The sequence below is a fragment of the Hyphomonas johnsonii MHS-2 genome, from assembly GCF_000685275.1.
Taxonomy (GTDB): Bacteria; Pseudomonadota; Alphaproteobacteria; order Caulobacterales; family Hyphomonadaceae; genus Hyphomonas; species Hyphomonas johnsonii.
This window is the reverse complement of sequence record NZ_ARYK01000001.1, coordinates 891,355-910,907: the sequence shown is the minus strand read 5'-3', so window position 1 is coordinate 910,907 and position 19,553 is coordinate 891,355. Positions and strand designations below refer to the sequence as shown.

Below are 19,553 nucleotides of genomic sequence, written 5' to 3'. Positions count from 1 at the left end.
CGGCGTGCTTCACGCCCTGCCGGGCTTAGTCAGCAATCGCCTCGATTGCGTCGCGCAACCTCAGGATTTCGGCGAAGGCCAGAAAAACATGGTAGAGCGTCGACGCTGGCGCATCACTCGCTTCCGGCAAGCCGTCAGCATTGAACCTGTCGATCCACAGGCCGGGAACCTCGGTCGCAAGATATGTATCCAGCAGAACGCGCGCGCTCGTCGCGACCGCCTGTCGCGGATCCCTGCCTGTCGCTTCAAACAGGGCGAGGTGCCCCTTTATCCGTTCGGTGTTCGGCCAGGTTCGCGACCCGCCATCGACGATCGTCCCGTCGGAACGCACGACTTGCAGGACGCGTCCCGTGCGATCATCGAAGCCATGGGCCTCAGCAAAGCCGACAAGCGCTTCGGCGAGCGCCAAGGTGTCCTCTCCCGCAAGACGTCCGTACTGAATGAGAATCCAGGCCCATTCCAGCTGGTGCCCGGGTTCCGCCAGCTGCCCTTCGTCACCGGGTGCGCGATTCCAGTCAGCGTCAAAATACTCGGCGAGCGTGCGGCCGTCGAAAAGATGGGCACGAAACAGGGTTACAATCTGTTTCGCTGTTTTGAGGAACCGTTCATCGCCACTTGCTTCAAACGCAACGAGCGATGCCTCAAGCAGATGCATGTGGGGGTTTTGCAGTCGCCAACCGCTGGGCGGCAGTTCATGCCAGAAGCCGACCGGTGCGCGCATGTGCAATTCAATGAAATCCAGCGCACGATGCGCTGACGCCAACGACTCTGGATCTTGGGACGCCCGATAGTGCCAGGCAAATCCGAACAGTGTGAAGGCGAGATCATAGAGATCGGGTGTACCATCTATCACGTCGCCAGCTGTATTTGTCGTACGCGGCCAGCCGTGTTCCGGCCCCTGGTAAATGGCGTTCAGTTTCCTGGCGCCCGCGGCGGCCAGGTCCTGGCCACGCTCCCAGCCCATCAAAGCAGCATGGGCGAAGACGTACGTCTGGCGTCCGGTCACACGTGTTCGGTGGAAGCCCGTGTCGATCGGCTTGCCGGAGAAGGCGAGCTTCTCGGCAAACGTTCCGGTTTGACCGTCGAACCCGACATCGGCCCAAAGCGGGAGAGCGGTATCGAACATCCAGCGGTGAATTTCGTCAAACGGAATGGCCCGATGCATTTTGCTTCCTCCCGCAATCAATCCGCAGGCTTGTCTGAAGGGTGGTCGATTATTCCTGACACGATTACATCAAGCTCGCCCGATTCAAAAAGGTGTCCTGGAATCCCTGCCCGGGTTGCCGCCTCGATGTCGGTGGTACTATCTCCGATCAGAAAACTACCGGCCTTGTCGACCGACCAATCTGTCATGGCCTGCAAAAGCATGCCCGGATTGGGTTTCCTGTCCGGGTGATTATCAACTGTGAACGCAGGCACGCAACCGTCTGCATGATACGGGCAATGATAGAACGCATCGATGTAGGCGCCATCGGGCGCCAGTTGTTCCTGCATGGCGGCATGAAAGTCCAACACCGCAGGTTCATCATAATAGCCGCGCGCGACACCAGCCTGGTTGGTCACGACAATCACCCTGTAACCGCGGTCGTTCAACAAGCGGATCGCTGATTTCGCGCCCGGCATCCAGGCAAGATCGGCGACGCGGTGCGTATAGCCCCTGTCCTCGTTGAGCACGCCATCCCGATCAAGAAAAGCCGCTGGACGCATCCGGAGGGCCGCTGTCTCACGCTGCGCCTGCGCCAGCGTTTCAGGCAGGCCGATATCCAGGAAGTAGCCATCGAAAGGCACCCCCTCCAGGCGCCCCTCGCGCACCAGGTCCGGAAACACGTCGGTTTCGATCGAGGAAGGTGCCGCAATGCGGTCCACGAGATCGCGCCCCAGATAGTAGATGCCGCCATTGATGAGGCCCGGACCAGAAACATCCGGGTTCTTTTCGATAAAGGCGGCAACGTTCATGCCGTCCAGTTTCACGGAACCGTAACGGGATGTGTCGTCCACCATGCGAAGGGCAAGCCGCCCCCCGCCCGCTGGCAGCGGCGCGGCGGTCAGCGCACGCAGATTGATGTCGAAGAATGAATCTCCATTCAGCAGCACGAACGTCTCGTCCAGCACATGAGCAGCCTGGGCCAACGCGCCACCCGTACCCATGGGTTCGCTTTCACGAACAACCCGGATTGTTGCTTCGCCAATGGTCCGGCCATTGTACGCGCTCTCAACCTGTTCTCCCAGATGCCCGGCAAGCAGGACAATGTCCGAGAAGCCCATCCGCGCGGCGTTTTCCAGCAGGATATCCAGGAAGCGCACGCCGGGTGCAATTTCCTGCATCGGTTTCGGCGTATTCGCCGACAAGGCACCGAGCCGTGTTCCCCTCCCACCAACCAGGAACAGGGCTTGCTTTACACGGGTCATGCCGTTTCCCGCGCTGCGGCACCCTGAAGTGCGTCCTCGAACACCTTGACCGTACTGTCCAGCGTCGCCTTCCAGCTGAAGTAACGCCCCGTAAGGTCGGCGGAGCCTGCCTTGAGGCGGCTCGTGAGATCCTTGTCGCTCAGAACGCGCAGCATGCCGTCCGCAAGCGCGTCTGCGTCCTTCGGCTGGCAGAGCAGTACGTTTTGTCCATCCATGAATTCAGGCTCGCGGCGATCGCCCGTAGTCGTGATGACAGGCAAATCGTGGGCCGCACAGGCGGCAATGGAACTGTTGTTCAACGCTGCACCTTCCGTGAACGGCAAGACAGCATAGTCGGCCGCGCGCAGATACAGCGAGCCGTCATCCGTCTCGAACGGAAATTCTCCAGTCCAGCTGATCGCATCTGCCACACCTTCTTCGCGGGCGAGTTCATGCAGTGCGTCGACACTCCAGCCTGATTTGAAATAGTCGGGGGCGGCTCCACCGATAATCGCGAGCCGCGCATCCGGCACCTGTTTGCGTACCTTGCTGAAAGCCTGAATCAGATACTCCAGCCCCTTGCCCACATACAGGCGGCCAAAATAGGCAAACAGCGGCGCTTCAGCTGGAACACCCAGCATCTCCCGCCCCTTCATGCGCGAGGTTTCCCCCGGCGCGCTCATCGGAATGAGCGGCGGCGGCGGAATGACGACGGCCTTGGATTCAAGGCCTGGCATCTGTTCGGCGAAGCGCTGGAGATGAGGTTCAGCCATGGCGATTATACGGTCGCTGTCGCGCAGCAGTGTACCATATTCATAACTGATGTTTCCGCCGCCGAGCTTGACCGCGGAAAGTTTCAGGCCGGCGCGCGTGAGGAATGGATGCTCCTTCGGGCGCACGCCCACCGGTGCGGTAATCTGCGTAACGATCCGGGTCTGCGGCAGCACCGCCTTCAACCGCGTCGCCACGTGCGAGATCATCGGATGGAATTCGAAAGCCATGCCGATAAACCAGAAGAAGATGATGTCCGGCTTCATGTCTTCTGCGAAGCGCAGGATCTTCGCCTGCGAAGACCAGTTCCAGTTCGCCATGACGGGATGCACACGGCATCCCTTCACGCTGGCACCGTTGGCGCCCTTGCCTGCCAGTACATCAACCTCGTAACCGCGCTCAGCCAGCCCCTCGCTGAGACGGGCAATATGGTCGCCTTCAGCAATCGCCATGGGTGGAAACACGCCCGTGATGACAAGGACTCTCGTCTTATTCGATTTCATCTGATTCAGGCCCCGAGCTTCTTGCCAACGCGCCCTGCCGCGTGGAGCAACCAGGTCTGTGCTCCCACACCCCCTGCCGCTGCACGGAGCTTGTCGAGAACAAAACTGTTTTGCTCCGCCCGGCGGCGCATGACTTCGATCTTTGCCGGAAGCAGAGCCATTTCCTCTGGAATACCGGCAAGCTGGCGCTCGACTTGCGCAATGATCAACTCGCGGCTCACCTTCGCCGGGTCGATGTCCGCCTTCCAGTCAATGTCCTGGCAGAAATCCGTGACCTTGTCTGACCGGGAGATGGCAACGAACGGCACGCTCTGCAGCACCGAGAAAAGGCAGAAATGATAACGCGTGCTGATTGTCGTGGTGCATTGCGAAATGATCGACATCATCTGTTGTGGGATGAGGTACTCGTCCGGCCCCATGATCGCTGCGTCCTTGTGAACCATCAGCTCCCGAACCTTTTCTGAAGCCGCCTTGTCAAAGGTCTCGCCTTCGCGAGTTTCAGCAAACAGGAACAGGACCTTGACGCCATGGTGTTCGACAAGGTGGTCCAATGCTGCAGCGGTCTCACGAAACAGCTGCGGGGACTTTGCAATAAGATGCGGCTCGGCATTGATGTTCACACCCACAACCGGGCCATCCTCCAGCCCCAGGCTTTCGAAGACTTCGCGGCCATAAGCCGGGTCTACCGGATCCAGCAGCCACGCCATGTCTGCGGCCACAGCCACGTCGTCTTCGGCAGCGCCGAGATCCAGCAGGCGGTCACGGTCCTTCGCGCTTCGCACGCTCCAGCCCAGTGCGTTCGGAATGATCTGTTCCTTCATCCTCTGCTGAGAAATCTCTTCAAACAGGTGTTCGACGCCGATACCCACGAAGGCTGTCGGTTTCCCCCAATTGTGCGCATGCTCCAGGATGCCGCCCACCGTACGCAGTGGCCAATCCCCGAGGCTGTCGGAAATCGGCGTGCCGCCAGCGAAGACATAGCCGCTGGCCATGTGCGCCCGCAACTTGGGCTCAAAGCCCATGATCCCGTCGGTATATTGGTAATAGCGGAAGAACGGCTCGACCTTGCGCGCCTGGTTGACACAGCTGGTTGCCACATCAACCTCAACGCCATCACCGAACTGCCTGATCAGGCGTCCGAAACCGAGGAGAGTGGATTCGTCTCCGACATTACCGGCGCAATAGAATCCAAAAGGAACTGCGAGTTTCATTTTATGAGCCACCTCTCCCAAAGGTGCGAACGACAATACCAGCGTGCGACCTTGGAACACTTACGTAAACACCGATACGATTGCAAAGGCCATACCAGCTGTCGGAAGTCTTCGGAACCGCGACAGTCTTCCATTCTGACAGGTTCGATTACCATCACGGCGCGGACTTGCCTCCCTCCGCCCATGCCCCCTGGGCGATACGTGGGCGGCACAGGTGAGGCGGCTTGCTATTTGGCCTGAGACTTGCTTGAGAGGAATGTGTGGGACCGACGCATTCCCTGCGGCGCACTCCGTGCCGACGCACCTCAAGACCGACTCAGCGCCGCAATATTGAAACCCGTTCGGGATGAAAATAGTGACTGACGAGAGACTTCCCAAAGATATCAGCGCTGCCCCGCTTAGCGAATCCCAAAAGACGATTATCGACGCTGATCGCGGTTTGTTCAGCATGGCCTGGGGGGATCTGTGGGATTTCCGTGAGCTCGTGTTCTTCATGGTCTGGCGGGATGTTTCCGCGCGGTACAAGCAAACCGTTCTCGGCATAGCCTGGGCCGTCATCCAGCCCGTACTGACAATGATCGTGTTCATATTCATATTCGGCCGGATCGCGCGAATTCCAACCGGAGGCGTCCCCTATTCGCTGATGGCGTTCGCGGCGATCGTGCCCTGGACCTATTTCTCGCAGGCCGTGAGCCGGTCAGGGCTTGGGATGGTCAAGGAAGCCAATCTGATCAGCAAGGTCTACTTCCCGCGCATTATCCTGCCCCTCGCGACAACGATTACACCGCTGATCGACTTTGTTCTCGCTTTCCTGTTCCTGACCGGCATGCTGGTCTGGTACCAGGTTGCGCCAAATCTCGCGGTGGTCTTTCTTCCCTTGTTCATTGTCATGGCGATCGTCGCTGCGTTTGGCTTCAGCCTTTGGCTTGCCGCTCTCAACGTGCGCTATCGCGATGTCCAGTACCTCATCCCGTTTTTCGTCCAGATCGGCATGTTCGCGTCCCCCGTCGCGTACATGACCAGCCTGGTGCCCGAACAGTGGCGACTGTTCTACGAACTCAATCCCATGGTCGCCGTCATCGAAGGGTTCCGTTGGTGCTTGCTCGGTACACCAGCACCATCATTTGAGATGGTCGGCATGGGCCTACTGACCATCGCAATCGTCCTGCCGTCCGGCTTCTTCTACTTCAAAGCCACTGAGCGCACTTTCGCGGACATCATATAACGCATGACCAGAACCGCTATTCACGTCTCCGGAGTTGGTAAGCAGTACCTGTTGTCGGGTTCCAGGCAACAGCACGATACGCTGCGTGATGAGATCATGGCGGGGGTCAAGGCGCTCGTAGGGAAATCCGAAACGGAAACAGCCAACCGTGAATTCTGGGCGCTCCGCGATATAAATTTTGATGTCGCACAGGGCGAAGTCGTCGGCGTGATCGGCCGTAACGGCGCCGGCAAGAGCACACTTCTCAAGCTGCTCTCACGCATTACCCACCCGACCGAGGGCCGCATCGAAATCCAGGGCCGGGTCGGGTCCCTGCTGGAAGTCGGAACCGGGTTTGACCGGGAATTGACCGGCCGTGAGAACACCTATCTCAACGGCGCCATCCTCGGGATGCGAAAGAAGGAGATCGACCGCAAGTTTGATGAAATTGTCGCCTTCGCGGAGATCGAAAAGTTCATCGATACGCCTGTGAAGCGCTATTCCAGCGGCATGTACACCCGCCTCGCTTTCGCCGTCGCAGCCCATCTCGAACCCGAAATCCTGATTATTGACGAAGTACTGGCCGTGGGAGACGCCCGGTTTCAAGCCCGCTGTCTCGGAAAGATGGGAGATGTCGCCAAGCAAGGCCGCACGGTCCTGTTCGTCAGCCATAATATGGCAGCCGTTACCAGCTTCTGTCCGCGCACCATCTGGCTCGACCGCGGCCATGTGAAGGAAATCGGCTCCACACAGGGTATTGTGACGCGCTATCTGCAACACGGTGGTGAGGATTCCGGACACGTCCGGTTTGACACCGCGGCGGCCCCCGGGTCCGACGCTGTCCGCCTCCTCGGCGTACGAACGCGCAATGGCGCGGGCCAGACCACCAACACGTTTGGCACGAACGAACGGATTCGTGTCGAACTCGACTATGAAACGCTGCGCCCGACCAAAGGGCTTCGCCTGGGTGTTACGCTTGTGGGCAGCGGCGGTGAAACCGTCCTGTCGTCCAAGGATCTGGATGTCTTCGATCCGGACCTCGCACGCCCAGCTGGCCGGCACATCAGCACATGCGAAATACCCGCAAACTTCCTGAACATCGGCCAGTTCTTTCTGTCAGTCGGGTCAGATTTTCCCATGGTGCAAGGACATTTTAATGTGGACCGTGTTTTAACATTTACGGTGGAGGCATCAGCCGACATGGTCGGCGGGCATGTTCCGGACAGTCGCGCCGGCCTCATCCGCGTACAATTGCCCTGGACGATGGAATCGGCCAACGGCGTGGGTACACAGAGCAGCAGCGACTGAAGCGCTGGTCCAAATCCATTTCCTCCCGAAAGGAGACTACATTGAAGGTTGGCATCTTGGTCGACGTCGAGCCGGGCATTCACGGCGGAATTGCAACAGCGCTTCGCAGCCTGATTACCGCGCTTGGCAAACTGGAAGGCCCGGAAACCTACGTCCTGCTCGTGGAGTCAGAGACGCAGGTGGATTGGCTGAGCCCGCTGGCACCCAACCAGCGTTTCGAGATGCGCCCGGCTCACACTGAAAGCGCAATCAAAAAGACGTTGCGAGCGGTGCGCGACATGGTCAACAAGCTGGCTGGACGTGATGGGCGGGCCGGTTGGCCTATCGTGCCGTTATCAAGTGGCTATTTCGAAAGCCTCGGCCTCGACGTCATTCACTTCCCGACGCAGGGGTTCACCTATTGCGCCATACCGAGTGTCTACAACCCGCACGATCTGCAGCACCTGCATTACCCGCAATTCTTCGAAATTGAGGACCTCGCCTGGCGCGAGACGATCTATCGGGCCGCCTGCCGCACGGCGCACGCAATCATCGTGAACTCACAATGGATCAAGGACGACGTGGTCGCCCAGTTCGCCGTTAGCCCGGCCAAGGTTCAGGTCATTCCCGAAGCAGCACCGACGCAGCTGCTCGCAGATGTCAGCGATGAAGACAAGCAAGCGACCCGGACGCGCTACAACCTGCCGGACAAGTTCATTTTTTACCCGAACAATACCTGGCCGCATAAGAACCACCTTCGCCTCGTCGAGTCCTTGGCCCTGCTGCGAGACAAGAAAGGACTGACCGTACCGCTCGTATCGACCGGCGCGCGCCACGAACCTTCCCGGGAAAAACTGGACGCGCGGATCCGCGAACTCGGCCTTGAATCGCAAGTCCACTTCCTCGGCTTTGTGTCGACTCAAGACTTGAGGGCACTCTACCAGATGGCACGGTGCCTTGTGGTGCCCAGCCTGTTCGAAGCTAACAGCTTACCGATTTTCGAAGCTTGGGCTGAGGGCATTCCCGTCGCCAGCTCCAATGTCACCGCCCTGCCCGAACAGGTCGGCGACGCCGGTCTCCTGTTCGATCCTTTCGATCCGGCAGATATGGGCGCTGTCATTGAACGACTTTTTACGGATGATGCGCTATGCGCGGACCTGGTCACCAAGGGAACGCGGCGCCTTTCCGACTTCGACTTCCTGCGCACCGCCCGCGCGAACCGTGCGCTCTACCGGCGCGCCGCCGGACGCCCGCTGGACGCGGAAGACAAGAAGCTCCTGTCAACGGACTGGATGCGCAACCCGGAGCGCGGCTGAGTCTCTCCACCTTCTTTCACGGGCACTCACCGACAAAAAAAGCGCTCCCGGCAGGAGCGCTTTTGCTTGTTCAGTTTGTCACGTGTTGGCTGACTAGGTCTTGGGACCGAGGACATTCTCAAAAATCTGCGCAATGCGATCCACAGTGCCCTGATCGACGCGGCGGGATGTCGGCAGGTTGACCCCGGTCTTGGACAGGCCATTGCTGTTAGGGCAATGACGCGCGAACCGACGGTAGGCAGGCATCGCCGACAGGCCATTGAAGAATGGCCGCAGATCAATATTCGCATCGCGACATGCCGCAATCAGTGCGTCACGCTTGTCGGCAGGTACCTGTGCGCATGAAAACCATGTCACCGGCTGCGCCCGCTGAGACATTGCAGGCGGAAATGCCACGCCCGGAATGCCCGCCATCGCCTTCTCGTACATCGCGTGCACATTGGCCCTCATGGCGAGCAATTCATCCATGCGTTCAATCTGTGCACACCCAATCGCGGCCTGCATATTGGTCATTCGGAAATTGAATCCCGGCTCTTCGTGCCAGTACCGGCGCTCTGGTCGCATACCGTGGTCTCGCAACATCCGCATGCGGCCTGCAAGGTCGGCGTCATTGGTCAGGCAAATACCGCCTTCGCCGGTCGTGATGATCTTGTTGGCAAAAAAGGAAAAGCTGGAAATGTCGGAAAACGACCCAACCTGCTTGCCGTCATACTGCGCCCCATGCGCTTCTGCGGCATCCTCGATGACGTACAGGCCGTGAGAACGCGCCAATTCGACGATTTCCGTCATTTCCGATGGCCGACCGAAGACGTGAACCGGCATGATGGCCCGCGTACGCGGCGTGATGGCCCGGGCAATAGATTCAGCGGTCATGCACCAGCTGTCAGGATCGACATCGACGATGACCGGACGCGCACCGACATGCATCACCGTATTGATCGATGCAGCGAAAGTAAGGTCGGGAACGATGACTTCATCGCCCTCACCGATCCCGAGCGTAGCAAGAGCCAGGTGCAGCGACACTGTACCATTGGACGTAGCAACGCCGTGTGCCATGCCAACCTTGTCGGCGAAATCCTGTTCGAAGCGGCGGATATAATCACCCGTCGACGAAATCCACGTCGACAGGAAGGCGTCAAAGGCAAAGCGCATTTCACGATGCGTAAGATCCGGTTCAGACACCGGAAGGAAAGGTTGCGGGCCGGAATGATCGATTCCAACAAGCCGCCCCTTGTCGTCCAGGACCGGCGCAGCACCAAGCGTGACGGAAGATGTCCCCCACGGTTCGGCAACATCGGACAATGTAAGCTGGCCGAGGTGCCCACCCTGCATCAGCGACGCGCGCATCGCCGTCAGGCTCGCAAATCCAGTCAGGACACCCTCGGCGTCCGTGACGAACACGAAGCCCTGTCCGTTATCGAGCGCCCGCTCGATACCCACCCAGACCGCATCGCCTTGGCCACATGTCATGGCTGCGATCGCCGGGTCGGCATTCGCAGGACGGGATTCGTTTGCTTCAATCATTTTCAGGAAACCTTGGCACCAGCAGCAAGATAATTGGACGTGAGATCAGGATCGTAGAGGACGACAGAGGTGCCAGTACGCTCCATACGGAGCGGTACGTGGACCATGCCAGCCATCGCCTCCGTAACGGCTGCGCGCTTGTCCGGCGGCACGAACATGAGCAGGAAGCCGCCGCCGCCGGCACCGAGCAGCTTGCCGCCCAATGCACCCGCACGGCGCGCTGCCTCATACCGTTCGTCGATCATCGGATTCGTCACCGATGCGTCGAGTTTGCGCTTGTTGACCCAGGTCTCGTGCAGAAGCTCGCCGAATTCGGCAAGATTGCATTCCGGCGTCGTCAGGATCCGCTCACCTTCGCCGACCATGTCGTAGATCGCGCGCAGTTCCTTTGTCCGGTCTCCGAACTGGGCCACTTTCCGCTTTTCGATTGCGTCCGCGTACCGCGTAAACCCGGTAAAGAACAGCATCATCGAATCTTCAAGCTCGGTCTTCCGGGCGCCCGTCAGGTGGATCGGCGTGATATCGTAGTCGCCATCCGCATTGAAATCGATGCGGTTGAGACCGCCATGCGCCGACGCGATCTGGTCCTGGTATCCGACGGTTTCACCCAACAATTTCTGTTCGACGAAGATCGCCTCTTTCGCCAGCCGGCGTTTCGAGCACAGCAGTTCCTGATTGCCATGGAACGCGTGAAGCAGTGACACCGTAAACGCCGAGCTGGACCCCAGGCCCGACTTCGAAGGCAGGTCCGAGTTGTGGATGATCTCGTAACCGGTCTCGTTCTCGCCCGCATAGTACTTGAGCACTTCACGAACCACCGGGTGCTCGATTTCATTGATCGAGTCCACTTCTTCCAGCATGCCCCAGGCGACGCGGTAGTTGAAGTCGAACACGGCCGGCAGACGCCGCAACTGGATGTAGATGTACTTGTCGATCGAAGTCGACAGAACGGCACCTTTTTCGCCCCGGTCGATCCAGGCCGGATGGTCGGTGCCGCCACCAAAGAATGATACGCGCAGAGGGCTTCGGACGATAATCATGAATCAGGTTTCATACGTTCGAGTAACGCGAGTTCCGGATCATCCGGTAACCACGCAGGAGTTCGGCGATACCCCGGTCAAGCGGCCACTCCGGACGCCATCCTGTGGATTCCACCTTTTCATTGGAAACGATATAGTCGCGCTTGTCAGGGTCTTCCCCGATTGGCGCTTCGAGGTACACAAAGCTAGGCACCTGTTCCTGGATCCGCTGACAAAGTTCGATCTTCGAAAGGTTGGCGTCAGACAGGCCGAGATTGTAGGCCTCGCCGCGCATCGAGTCATAATTCTCGAGCGCATGTTCGAAGCCTTTCACGACGTCGCGCACATGGATGTAGTTGCGTTTGAAGTGGCCTTCGAAAATGACGACGGCGCGGTCGGTAACAGCACGCCATGTGAAGTCATTGACGAGCAGGTCGAGACGCATGCGCGGCGACATGCCGAAGACGGTCGCGAGCCGGAGGGTCACCCCGTTGCCATTATCCAGGACAGCCTTTTCAGCTTCGACCTTGGTGACACCGTAAAGCGAAATTGGACGGAGAGGCGTTTCTTCAGTGCAGAACTTCCCGGATTCGCCGATCCCGTATCCGGAGTTTGTCACAGGGAAAAGAACGATCTGCGACTTCGACGTCCGCTTGACGGCGTCAATGACGGCGTCCTGGTTCGTGGTCTTCGCAGCGATCGGGTCAGCCTTGCACAGCGGCGCGCCGACCAGCGCGGCGAGCGGGATGATGACATCCGCCTTGGGCACCAGTTCATCAAGGATACGATGGTCGCGGGCATCACCGCGAACAGGCGTGAAGCGCTCGTTCGCACACACAGCAGCGAGTTCGGTCGTGCCGCTGGCGAACGTGTCCAGAACCGTGACCTCGTGACCAAGGTCGAGCAAGCGGGGCACCATGATTGACCCGATATATCCCGCACCGCCTGTAATTAGAATTTTCATGTTTACCCTCTGGCTCTGTCTTTAACGCACTCTAGGCGCGCATCCATTTCTCCCGATGCAACTCTCGCGCCAGACAAAAATGCGATCGAAGGCAAGATAAATGCGTCCCCGCAGGGTCACCCCCCGCACCTTGCGTGTGTATATGACACATCGGCCCGCGTCACCCATCGAAACGGGCAATCATCGTGTGAAAGGGACCGCAAAGCGTCGCCGTGATCCAGGTTGTGTGCCAACAGGAGCAAATTCAAGCTGGGGCCCTTGCGCGGGTCACCACAGCAAGACAGGAATTAGCCTCATGATCCGGATTTTCAGGAAACCAACATAGAATGGACGTCGGTACACAGCTCCCTGTTCGCACGTTGCCCACGCGAGCCGTGGTAACAGGCCACACCGGGTTCATCGGAGGGCACCTGGCAGCCCGGCTGGCGAACAACGGCGTGGACGTCGTCGGCTTTTCAAAGTCCACTGGCGGCGACCTTCTCCATGATGAGATTCCGATGGACGGCGTCGGACACGTGTTCCACCTGGCCGCGCTGTCCTATGTGCCGGATTCCTGGAACGATCCTGCGGCCTTCCACCTCGTCAACACGCACGGCACCACGCGGGTACTCGAGAAATGTCGCAGGGCCGGCGTGTCGATGACCTTTGTCAGCACTTTCGTCTACGCCGCCGACGCACCGATGCCGGTCTCGGAAGCCGCCTTGCCAGCCCCCGCCAACCCTTACGCCTTCTCCAAGCTGGCCGCCGAAGATGCCTGCCGGTTCTATGCGCGCACGTTCGACATGGACATTACCATTCTTCGACTCTTCAACACGTACGGCCCGGGGCAGTCCGGGCCCTTCCTCGTGCCAACGATTGCCCGTCAGGCTGTCGATCCGGCCGTGTCCGAGATTTCGGCAGCCAACCTCGCCCCACGCCGGGACTTCGTTCATGTTGATGACGTGGTGGATGCCTTGGTCGCGTCGGCCAGGCTGCCAGGCGGCGGCGCCTACAATGTTGGCAGCGGTACCTCGCATTCCGTGGGAGACGTGATCGCAGCCTGCCTCAATGCGGCCGGCACAGCAAAACCGGTCCGCGATCGCGGCGAGGTGCGCCCGAACGAGGTCATGGATATCGTGGCAGACATTTCAGCCCTGACGGCGGCAACAGGGTGGCAGCCGCGAATCGGGTTTGAAGCCGGCATCAGATCCGTGATCGACAGCCTGGTTTAGGCTCGTCCCTAGGATCTGCAGCCGGCGTAGCGGGAGGACGCGGCAAACCCGCTCCTCCCGACAGGTCACGCGGAAGCGGTCTGGCGCGCGTTGGCGTGCACCTGACGCTCGATCCATTCATAGGTTTTTTCGAGGCCTGCCTGCAGTGTCTGGCTCGGCGCCCAATCCAGCTTTTCGCGGATCAGGGTATTTTCCGAGTTGCGACCGCGCACACCGGTTGGCCCGGGGATGTTGTTGCGAATGATCTTCTTGCCCGCAATGTCGGCAATCATGTCGGACAGCTGGTTGATCGTCACCATCTCGTCAGAACCGATATTCAACGGCTCTGCTACGCCGGAACGGGTCAGGCGTACCGTTCCTTCGACGCACTCGTCGACGAAAAGGAATGAGCGCGTCTGGAGACCGTCACCCCAGATCTCGATCGAATCACCCGATTTTGCCATGGCAATCTTGCGGCACAGGGCTGCCGGCGCCTTCTCGCGTCCGCCGTCCCATGTGCCCTCCGGGCCAAAGATATTGTGGTAGCGGGCGACGCGTGACTCCATGCCGCGGCAACGCGCATAGGTCAGGTAGAGACGCTCGGAGAACAGCTTCTCCCAGCCGTATTCGCTGTCGGGTGCAGCCGGATAGGCCGAATCCTCACGGCAGTTCGGATTGTCCGGGTCTTCCTGATTGTAGGACGGGTACATGCAGGCCGACGAGGAATAGAAGATACGTTTGCAATTGCGCCTGTAGGCTGCGTCGAGGACGTTCAGGTTGATTGTCGCGGAATTGTGCATCACGTCGGCATCGTTGTCGCCAGTGAAGATATAGCCGGCACCGCCCATGTCAGCTGCGAGCTGATAGATTTCGTCAAACTTGCGGTCGACAACTTCGCGCACAAAAGACTGTTCGCGCAGATCGCCCATCACGAAATCATCAGCTTCAGTTTCGCTGAATTCATGCATCTTGAGGTCAACGCCGCGAACCCAATACCCTTCGCGCTTCAGACGCCGGACCAGATGTCCCCCAATGAAACCACCCGCACCACAAACCAGAACCGACTTCGTCACCCTTTATTCTCCTTAAATCACTCGACAAGGCGACACGCCGCCTCATGCATCAATATCATTGGGCGTTCGTGTGCAAGCCATGTGCCGCGACCCAGGCGTCCTGGTGTCCCTTTTTGGAAGCCTGTCTTGTTGGCGTCGCAGGCCGCCATGCCGCATTCACGCTTGCCGCCAGCACGACGATCTGCACCGGGGCCTCAGACAGCGCACGGCGACGCGCGGTCTGTTTCATCTCGAATTGTCTGGCTATTCTGGAGCGGGCGAAGAGATTCGAACTCTCGACCCCAACCTTGGCAAGGTTGTGCTCTACCACTGAGCTACGCCCGCATCCTGAATTAGGTACCCGGCAGGAGGCCTGCCGAGAGGCGTGATAAAGCGCATCACGTAGGCGTTTGCAAGAGCTTAGTTCGGCCCTGCTGTACAATTCCGGCACGGCACCAGAACCAGGGCCTGGCGGCGGCCCGGCTGTCCACCGTACCCGGCCGCACAGCCTCACTATCCGCGAATGACGGTGCGGATCTGGTCGGGTCTCACTTCCCTGCCATCGCTGTCCACGAAGGCGGCGCGAATCGCCGCTTTCGTACCGGCCCGGGTAAAACTGATGGGCGGTGGCTCACCGGCCCCGAGCCACGCGTCGCCCCATTGCGTCAGGCCAATCAGGATTGGTCGCAGCGAAAGGCCCATTGCCGAAAGCGTGTATTCCGGTCGCGCCCGCTTCCCTGGTGCCTTGTAGGGACGCTTTGTCAGCAGCCCAGCATCGACCAGAGATTTCAGCCGGCCCGACAGGACTGTGCGGGGACAACTGAGTTCGGCCTGGAAATCGTCAAACCGCCTCACACCGTACAGCGCGGCGCGGAGTATAAGGAGCGTCCACCTGTCTCCCACAATTTCAATGGCGCTTGCCAGGTTGCAACTGTCCGGGGGAATGGGCGATCGGCGGGCCAGGGGAATCTGCGTCATGTCCTGTTTCATGGATGGGTTCGCTTTCGAAATCCAGAGGCCGTTTTGGCGCCGAAGCAGTTTTTGAGCATTGGCCTTGCATTCGCCGTTTTGAAGTGTGAAACGGCTTGCGAATAACAGGATGCACGATCGCATGCGCACGCCCGTCAGAACGTCCCTCGTCCTATGCGCCAGCCTGTTGGCACTCGCAGTTTGTGCCGCCCCCAAGAATCCGCTTCCGGAAGACCCGGTATCCGCTGAAAGAGCCCAGTGGAGCTTTGAAACAGCGGCAGACAGGCTCGGCGACCTCTCCTGCCCTGCTGATCAGGCCGGCCTGGAGCCAATAGACATCCATATCACCGCCGAACCGGTATCGCTCGACGCCCGCTCGGACCATGACAACGTCCTGCCGGCAGGCGCGACCTTCGCCGGTGGATGGCACCTCACGTCAGACAATGCAGGCTTCGGGGGCCTTTCGGGCATCGATTCCTGGTCAGACAATGCGCTCCTGGCAGTGTCGGATACCGGCATGTTCGTCTGGATTGGCATGGCGAACGGCCAGCCCGACGGCACGGGTGAACTCGCCTACATGCTGGACCAGAATGGCGCGCAACTATCAGGCAAGGCAGACGGGGATGCCGAAGGTCTCGCCGTGAAGAACGGCGTGGCCCTGGTCAGCTTCGAGCGCAATCATCGCATCGAAGCTTTCTATCTCGCCCGGTGCAGCGCTGCGGCACGCTCGACCGAAGTTGCCACCCTGCCATCAAGCGTGAACGGGCGTGATATCGACGAAAACCAGGGTGCTGAGGCGCTTTCGATCTCGCCATCCGGCCTCCTTCACTACGGACTGGAAAGCTTCAGGGGCAGTGCCTCGCCGCTCGGTGTCGTGCTCGACACCGGTTACGGGTGGCTCACCGGCGAACTGGCGGGCAACCCATCCGGCTATTCCCTGGTTGGCCTCGATGAAGTCCAGCTTCCCTCGGGCAAAGCCATGACAGTCACCCTGTTTCGAAGCTACGACCCCATACGGGGCAGCCGCAACATCGTCACCTGGGCGGCAGACGGCCCTGCCATCGAGTTGAAACGCCCGCTTCTGGTCGATAATTTCGAAGGCGTGGCAGGCGAACTGACTGCGCCCGATACACTTCGTATCTGGTTGATTTCGGACAATAATTTTTCGGACCGGCAGCGGACGCTGCTGTACGCGTTCGACGTTGCACTGCCGACAGAATAAATCCTCTTACATTGTTTACCCACGCAGCTTACATCTGGTCTTGTACAAGGGCTGCGGCGCCCGCGAAGGGACTGAACTCCGGCGACCTTAATTTCCGTCAGGGAGCTGGCATTCTGGCACGGACCGTGGTCCGGGCTCATCCGGCGCCCACCTAGTCTCTAGGTTGACGGGAGTGAATATGCCCTGCGACGCCTGCGGTTCTTGTGCACTCTCATTCAGGCGTGACGCGGGCTGGCTCGCGCGTTAAGGCTTGCGTCATGTCCCAGCTTCCCGACAAGACCCAATTGCGCCATCGGATGCGCACCATCCGCGCAGAAGCGGCGGCCCGCGACCCGGACGCCGCTGAAAAGCTGGCTGACCTCTTCCCCATGAAGCTGCTCGACCGCTACGGGCCTGTTGTCGCGGGATATGTCGCAATCAATGAGGAAATCGATCCCAAGCCCCTGATGGAGCGCCTGATGCGCGCCGGGGCAGAACTTTGCCTGCCCCGGATCGAGGACGATGGACGCATGACATGGCGGCTCTGGACACCGGGCGAGCCGCTCGAGCGCCGGCCTTTCGGGCTGTCGGAACCGGCAAACGACGCCCCCGAGGCGCACCCGACCCTCGTATTGACGCCGCTCCTGGCGTTCGACGGCATGGGAAACAGGCTGGGTTACGGTAAAGGCCACTACGACACGGCATTGACCAGTCTACGTTCGGAAGGCCGCGCTTTCGCCTGCGCATTGGCCTTTGCCGCGCAGCAAATCGACTCAGTGCCAGCCGAGCCACATGACCAGCCGCTTGACTGGGCCGTCACGCCCATCGGGTCGGTGCCGCTGTTCATGATGCGCAACATGAAGGCGCTCAACGCCGCCGATGGAGACGGCCCCGACGCGGCCTGACCTGCGACCCAGCGGTTGTAAACCATGACCGTTGGCGCAATTCTTGCGTATTTAGGGATTGATTAACCCTTTTGACGCGTGTGCAGAATTGCAAAAAGACAAGCAAAAACAGATTATTGAACATCGCACCTCACGTGATGATGCGATCATTGTGGCCGCCATCGTCGCAGTGTGCAGTTTCGGGATATGGTTACTGACGCCGTCGCCGACCGGTAAACACGTCGAACCAAGCGCCCAGACTGTCCTCGCGTCTGCACTTGTCGATCCGCATGATCCGGCTCCGGAGGCGACCGTCGGGCCCACCGAGACCGTTCCAGCCATCCCCTCACCCGCACCTCCGCGGCGCACCATTCTCATCAAACCCCGCCCGCCGGTTCCTGTCATCTCGAAGTCGCCGGGCTTCATTACGCTTCTGGGTGATGCGCAAAACGACGCGTTCTTCTACCAGTCATCCTACAGCAACCCCACCGGGCACTATGGCGGTGACTGGTCCCCCAGGAACATCACCAACACGGCAGAGGGCGCCGACCTTGAGGTGCGCCGCACGCCGTCCAGATCCGGCCCGTTCACCGGCGCAGAGATGAAAACGCTGAAGACATATGGCTATGGCCGGTACGAAGTCGTGATGCGCCCGGCGAAGGGGTCGGGGCTGGTTTCCTCGTTCTTTACCTATACCGGCGCCTATCAAGGCACGGCACACGACGAAATCGATATCGAATTCCTCGGCAAGGACACTTCGCGCGTTCACTTCAACTATTTCCGGAAGGGCCGACGCGGTGAGTTTGCCACGTTCGACCTGCCATTCGATGCGGCGGAAGCCGACCATGTCTACGCCTTCGAATGGACGCCGGACCGCATCACCTGGTTTGTGGACGGCAAGCCGTATTACAGCACGCCAGCTGGTGACAAGCGGCTTCCGAAAACGGCAGGAAACATCGTGTTCAATGCCTGGACGGGTAAACCGGACATGCAGGGCTGGCATGGCAAGCCGGACTTCGAGTCAGGGGCGGCCGCGCATTATTCTTGCGTGTCCTTCTCGCCCTATGGACAGGAGTCGCGATCCTGCAGCGACCTGTTCCTGCCGCAGCGCCCTATCGAAAATGCCCCGATGACAGCTGACATCTCGCACATTCCGACGCGCTGAACGGCCACGTCCGCCCGCGCCTTCCTCTGGCTTTGTCCGGGAAAGCACGGCAATCTCCACCAGACGCTGATCAATTCGGGACCTGTGCATGCTGAAACGAATCATCGCGCTCGGCATCGTCGCGGCATTGTCTTGCCTGCCAGCTGCGGCGGGCCCGAAAATCAAGATCATCAGCTTCACCTCTGCATGGTGTCCGCTATGCCGGGTACTTGATCCGCGCATTGAAGACGCAATGGATCAGTTTGATCCAGCTGCGACAGAGAAAGTGGAGCTCGACACGACCAGCCTGCGCGGCAAGGACATTGCGGCAGATTCCGAGCTTGCGAACGCGCTGAGATTGACCGCGATACATCACAAGGTCGGCGCAGTGTGGGACTGGTATGGCGACCGGACAGGGCTCGCAGTCATTGTCGCGGCCGATAATGGCGAGCCGTTGACCTGCCTTACGGCGTCACTCACCGCGAGACAAATTGCCGCTCGTATGCAGGAAAGCCTGGTGCTGGCAACGCATGTGGCGCCGGGCAAACGCAGGCCCGACGGTACTGACTGCCCGCCACCCGCCTAGCTTTGGTCCTTCAGGACTTGTTCGCGGGCGATCGGCAACAACTGCGCCATTTGCTCGCGGATACGAGCGTCCGTGCGGTCGACACCTGCATTGTCAAAGTCCGCACGCACCTTGCGAAATACGTCTTCATCCCCTGCTTCTTCAAGGTCCGACAGCACGACCGATTTGGCGTACGCCTCTGCATCACCGCCTGACATGCCCATCAGGTCAGCCGCCCACAGGCCCAGCAACTTGTTGCGCCGCGCCATGACCTTGAACTGGGTTTGCTGGTCCAGGGCATACTTGGCTTCTTCAGCGCGTTGTCTATCGTCAAATGTGCTCATCGGAGAGGCCTTTCAGC

The 19,553-nt window shown here is 59.7% G+C and carries 18 protein-coding genes, 1 tRNA gene and 1 other RNA gene; 9 read left to right on the top strand and 11 right to left on the bottom strand.

The features are described 5' to 3' along the window. Positions 1 to 25 precede the first annotated feature (25 nt). Genes HJO_RS04280 through HJO_RS04265 form a run of 4 tightly spaced genes read right to left on the bottom strand, consistent with a single transcriptional unit; the run spans position 26 to position 4,873 of the window. Positions 26 to 1,165, bottom strand: a complete 1,140-nt coding sequence (locus tag HJO_RS04280) for an AGE family epimerase/isomerase (RefSeq protein ID WP_035613809.1) — start codon at positions 1,163 to 1,165, stop codon at positions 26 to 28. 17 nt (positions 1,166 to 1,182) lie between these two features. Next, entirely contained in the window at positions 1,183 to 2,409 is a 1,227-nt protein-coding gene (locus HJO_RS04275) for an HAD-IIIA family hydrolase (RefSeq protein WP_035613808.1), read from the bottom strand. Next, the gene (locus HJO_RS17535) at positions 2,406 to 3,662 is read right to left on the bottom strand and encodes a glycosyltransferase family 4 protein (RefSeq protein ID WP_051618166.1); all 1,257 of its coding nucleotides are present in this window, start codon (positions 3,660 to 3,662) and stop codon (positions 2,406 to 2,408) included. The genes HJO_RS04275 and HJO_RS17535 overlap by 4 nt, the downstream gene beginning before the upstream one ends. A 5-nt stretch (positions 3,663 to 3,667) precedes the next feature. Further along, positions 3,668 to 4,873 (bottom strand): polysaccharide pyruvyl transferase family protein, encoded by a 1,206-nt coding sequence (locus tag HJO_RS04265; protein ID WP_035613806.1) that lies wholly within the window; start codon positions 4,871 to 4,873, stop codon positions 3,668 to 3,670. A gap of 355 nt (positions 4,874 to 5,228) precedes the next feature. Here HJO_RS04265 and HJO_RS04260 point away from each other — a divergent pair, with 355 nt between their 5' ends. The 3 genes from HJO_RS04260 to HJO_RS04250 are packed head-to-tail and all read left to right on the top strand — an operon-like array spanning position 5,229 to position 8,680. Next, positions 5,229 to 6,098, top strand: coding sequence for an ABC transporter permease (locus HJO_RS04260; protein WP_206741796.1), 870 nt, complete (start codon positions 5,229 to 5,231; stop codon positions 6,096 to 6,098). 3 nt (positions 6,099 to 6,101) lie between these two features. Beyond that, positions 6,102 to 7,385: an ABC transporter ATP-binding protein gene (locus tag HJO_RS04255; RefSeq protein ID WP_084141453.1), complete on the top strand. Its 1,284-nt coding sequence runs from the start codon at positions 6,102 to 6,104 to the stop codon at positions 7,383 to 7,385. Between the two features lie 41 nt (positions 7,386 to 7,426). After that, on the top strand, positions 7,427 to 8,680 hold the full coding sequence (locus tag HJO_RS04250) for a glycosyltransferase family 4 protein (RefSeq protein WP_035613804.1): 1,254 nt from the start codon (positions 7,427 to 7,429) through the stop codon (positions 8,678 to 8,680). Between the two features lie 93 nt (positions 8,681 to 8,773). On the opposite strand, the gene HJO_RS04245 is transcribed toward HJO_RS04250, so the two are convergent. From HJO_RS04245 to HJO_RS04235, 3 genes are read right to left on the bottom strand one after another with little or no spacing between them, the layout of a single operon-like run. After that, positions 8,774 to 10,204 carry an aminotransferase class I/II-fold pyridoxal phosphate-dependent enzyme gene (locus HJO_RS04245; protein WP_051618160.1) on the bottom strand — a complete coding sequence of 477 codons (1,431 nt, stop codon included), beginning with the start codon at positions 10,202 to 10,204 and terminating at the stop codon, positions 8,774 to 8,776. Between the two features lie 2 nt (positions 10,205 to 10,206). Then, positions 10,207 to 11,244: a GHMP family kinase ATP-binding protein gene (locus tag HJO_RS04240; protein ID WP_035613803.1), complete on the bottom strand. Its 1,038-nt coding sequence runs from the start codon at positions 11,242 to 11,244 to the stop codon at positions 10,207 to 10,209. A 10-nt stretch (positions 11,245 to 11,254) separates the two neighbouring features. Then, on the bottom strand, positions 11,255 to 12,187 hold the full coding sequence (locus HJO_RS04235) for an NAD-dependent epimerase/dehydratase family protein (protein WP_035613801.1): 933 nt from the start codon (positions 12,185 to 12,187) through the stop codon (positions 11,255 to 11,257). A 326-nt stretch (positions 12,188 to 12,513) separates the two neighbouring features. Here HJO_RS04235 and HJO_RS04230 point away from each other — a divergent pair, with 326 nt between their 5' ends. Beyond that, positions 12,514 to 13,398 (top strand): NAD-dependent epimerase/dehydratase family protein, encoded by an 885-nt coding sequence (locus HJO_RS04230; protein WP_035613800.1) that lies wholly within the window; start codon positions 12,514 to 12,516, stop codon positions 13,396 to 13,398. A gap of 65 nt (positions 13,399 to 13,463) precedes the next feature. On the opposite strand, the gene HJO_RS04225 is transcribed toward HJO_RS04230, so the two are convergent. The 3 genes from HJO_RS04225 to HJO_RS04215 all read right to left on the bottom strand — a co-directional run bounded on the left by HJO_RS04225 (position 13,464) and on the right by HJO_RS04215 (position 15,407). Next, the gene (locus tag HJO_RS04225; RefSeq protein ID WP_035613799.1) at positions 13,464 to 14,450 is read right to left on the bottom strand and encodes an NAD-dependent epimerase/dehydratase family protein; all 987 of its coding nucleotides are present in this window, start codon (positions 14,448 to 14,450) and stop codon (positions 13,464 to 13,466) included. Between the two features lie 249 nt (positions 14,451 to 14,699). After that, positions 14,700 to 14,774: transfer RNA gene (locus tag HJO_RS04220), tRNA-Gly, on the bottom strand. 168 nt (positions 14,775 to 14,942) lie between these two features. After that, entirely contained in the window at positions 14,943 to 15,407 is a 465-nt protein-coding gene (locus tag HJO_RS04215) for a winged helix-turn-helix transcriptional regulator (RefSeq protein WP_035614497.1), read from the bottom strand. A 133-nt stretch (positions 15,408 to 15,540) separates the two neighbouring features. Between HJO_RS04215 and HJO_RS04210 the strand changes: the two genes are divergently transcribed. The 5 genes from HJO_RS04210 to HJO_RS04195 all read left to right on the top strand — a co-directional run bounded on the left by HJO_RS04210 (position 15,541) and on the right by HJO_RS04195 (position 19,213). Further along, on the top strand, positions 15,541 to 16,620 hold the full coding sequence (locus tag HJO_RS04210; RefSeq protein ID WP_162173772.1) for an esterase-like activity of phytase family protein: 1,080 nt from the start codon (positions 15,541 to 15,543) through the stop codon (positions 16,618 to 16,620). 45 nt (positions 16,621 to 16,665) lie between these two features. Next, positions 16,666 to 16,825: non-coding RNA, 6S RNA (gene ssrS, locus HJO_RS18885), on the top strand. A 52-nt stretch (positions 16,826 to 16,877) separates the two neighbouring features. Beyond that, positions 16,878 to 17,504, top strand: coding sequence for a 5-formyltetrahydrofolate cyclo-ligase (locus HJO_RS04205; RefSeq protein WP_035613797.1), 627 nt, complete (start codon positions 16,878 to 16,880; stop codon positions 17,502 to 17,504). Positions 17,505 to 17,655: 151 nt separating this feature from the next. After that, positions 17,656 to 18,648 carry a family 16 glycosylhydrolase gene (locus tag HJO_RS17530; protein WP_162173771.1) on the top strand — a complete coding sequence of 331 codons (993 nt, stop codon included), beginning with the start codon at positions 17,656 to 17,658 and terminating at the stop codon, positions 18,646 to 18,648. Between the two features lie 88 nt (positions 18,649 to 18,736). Continuing rightward, positions 18,737 to 19,213 (top strand): YbbN family protein, encoded by a 477-nt coding sequence (locus tag HJO_RS04195; protein WP_035613795.1) that lies wholly within the window; start codon positions 18,737 to 18,739, stop codon positions 19,211 to 19,213. On the opposite strand, the gene HJO_RS04190 is transcribed toward HJO_RS04195, so the two are convergent. Beyond that, positions 19,210 to 19,536 carry a DUF1476 domain-containing protein gene (locus tag HJO_RS04190; protein WP_035613793.1) on the bottom strand — a complete coding sequence of 109 codons (327 nt, stop codon included), beginning with the start codon at positions 19,534 to 19,536 and terminating at the stop codon, positions 19,210 to 19,212. The genes HJO_RS04195 and HJO_RS04190 overlap by 4 nt on opposite strands. Positions 19,537 to 19,553: the final 17 nt, after the last annotated feature.

What these genes read in the sequence shown, in the direction of transcription:
- HJO_RS04265 (WP_035613806.1), bottom strand. Translation starts at nt 4,873, where the DNA reads ATGAAACTCGCAGTTCCTTTTGGATTCTATTGCGCCGGTAATGTCGGA.
- HJO_RS04235 (WP_035613801.1), bottom strand. Translation starts at nt 12,187, where the DNA reads ATGAAAATTCTAATTACAGGCGGTGCGGGATATATCGGGTCAATCATG.
- HJO_RS04280 (WP_035613809.1), bottom strand. Translation starts at nt 1,165, where the DNA reads ATGCATCGGGCCATTCCGTTTGACGAAATTCACCGCTGGATGTTCGAT.
- HJO_RS04210 (WP_162173772.1), top strand. Translation starts at nt 15,541, where the DNA reads ATGCGCACGCCCGTCAGAACGTCCCTCGTCCTATGCGCCAGCCTGTTG.
- HJO_RS04240 (WP_035613803.1), bottom strand. Translation starts at nt 11,244, where the DNA reads ATGATTATCGTCCGAAGCCCTCTGCGCGTATCATTCTTTGGTGGCGGC.
- HJO_RS04245 (WP_051618160.1), bottom strand. Translation starts at nt 10,204, where the DNA reads ATGATTGAAGCAAACGAATCCCGTCCTGCGAATGCCGACCCGGCGATC.
- HJO_RS04215 (WP_035614497.1), bottom strand. Translation starts at nt 15,407, where the DNA reads ATGACGCAGATTCCCCTGGCCCGCCGATCGCCCATTCCCCCGGACAGT.
- HJO_RS04230 (WP_035613800.1), top strand. Translation starts at nt 12,514, where the DNA reads ATGGACGTCGGTACACAGCTCCCTGTTCGCACGTTGCCCACGCGAGCC.
- HJO_RS17535 (WP_051618166.1), bottom strand. Translation starts at nt 3,662, where the DNA reads ATGAAATCGAATAAGACGAGAGTCCTTGTCATCACGGGCGTGTTTCCA.
- HJO_RS04190 (WP_035613793.1), bottom strand. Translation starts at nt 19,536, where the DNA reads ATGAGCACATTTGACGATAGACAACGCGCTGAAGAAGCCAAGTATGCC.
- HJO_RS04205 (WP_035613797.1), top strand. Translation starts at nt 16,878, where the DNA reads ATGTCCCAGCTTCCCGACAAGACCCAATTGCGCCATCGGATGCGCACC.
- HJO_RS04195 (WP_035613795.1), top strand. Translation starts at nt 18,737, where the DNA reads ATGCTGAAACGAATCATCGCGCTCGGCATCGTCGCGGCATTGTCTTGC.
- HJO_RS04275 (WP_035613808.1), bottom strand. Translation starts at nt 2,409, where the DNA reads ATGACCCGTGTAAAGCAAGCCCTGTTCCTGGTTGGTGGGAGGGGAACA.
- HJO_RS04255 (WP_084141453.1), top strand. Translation starts at nt 6,102, where the DNA reads ATGACCAGAACCGCTATTCACGTCTCCGGAGTTGGTAAGCAGTACCTG.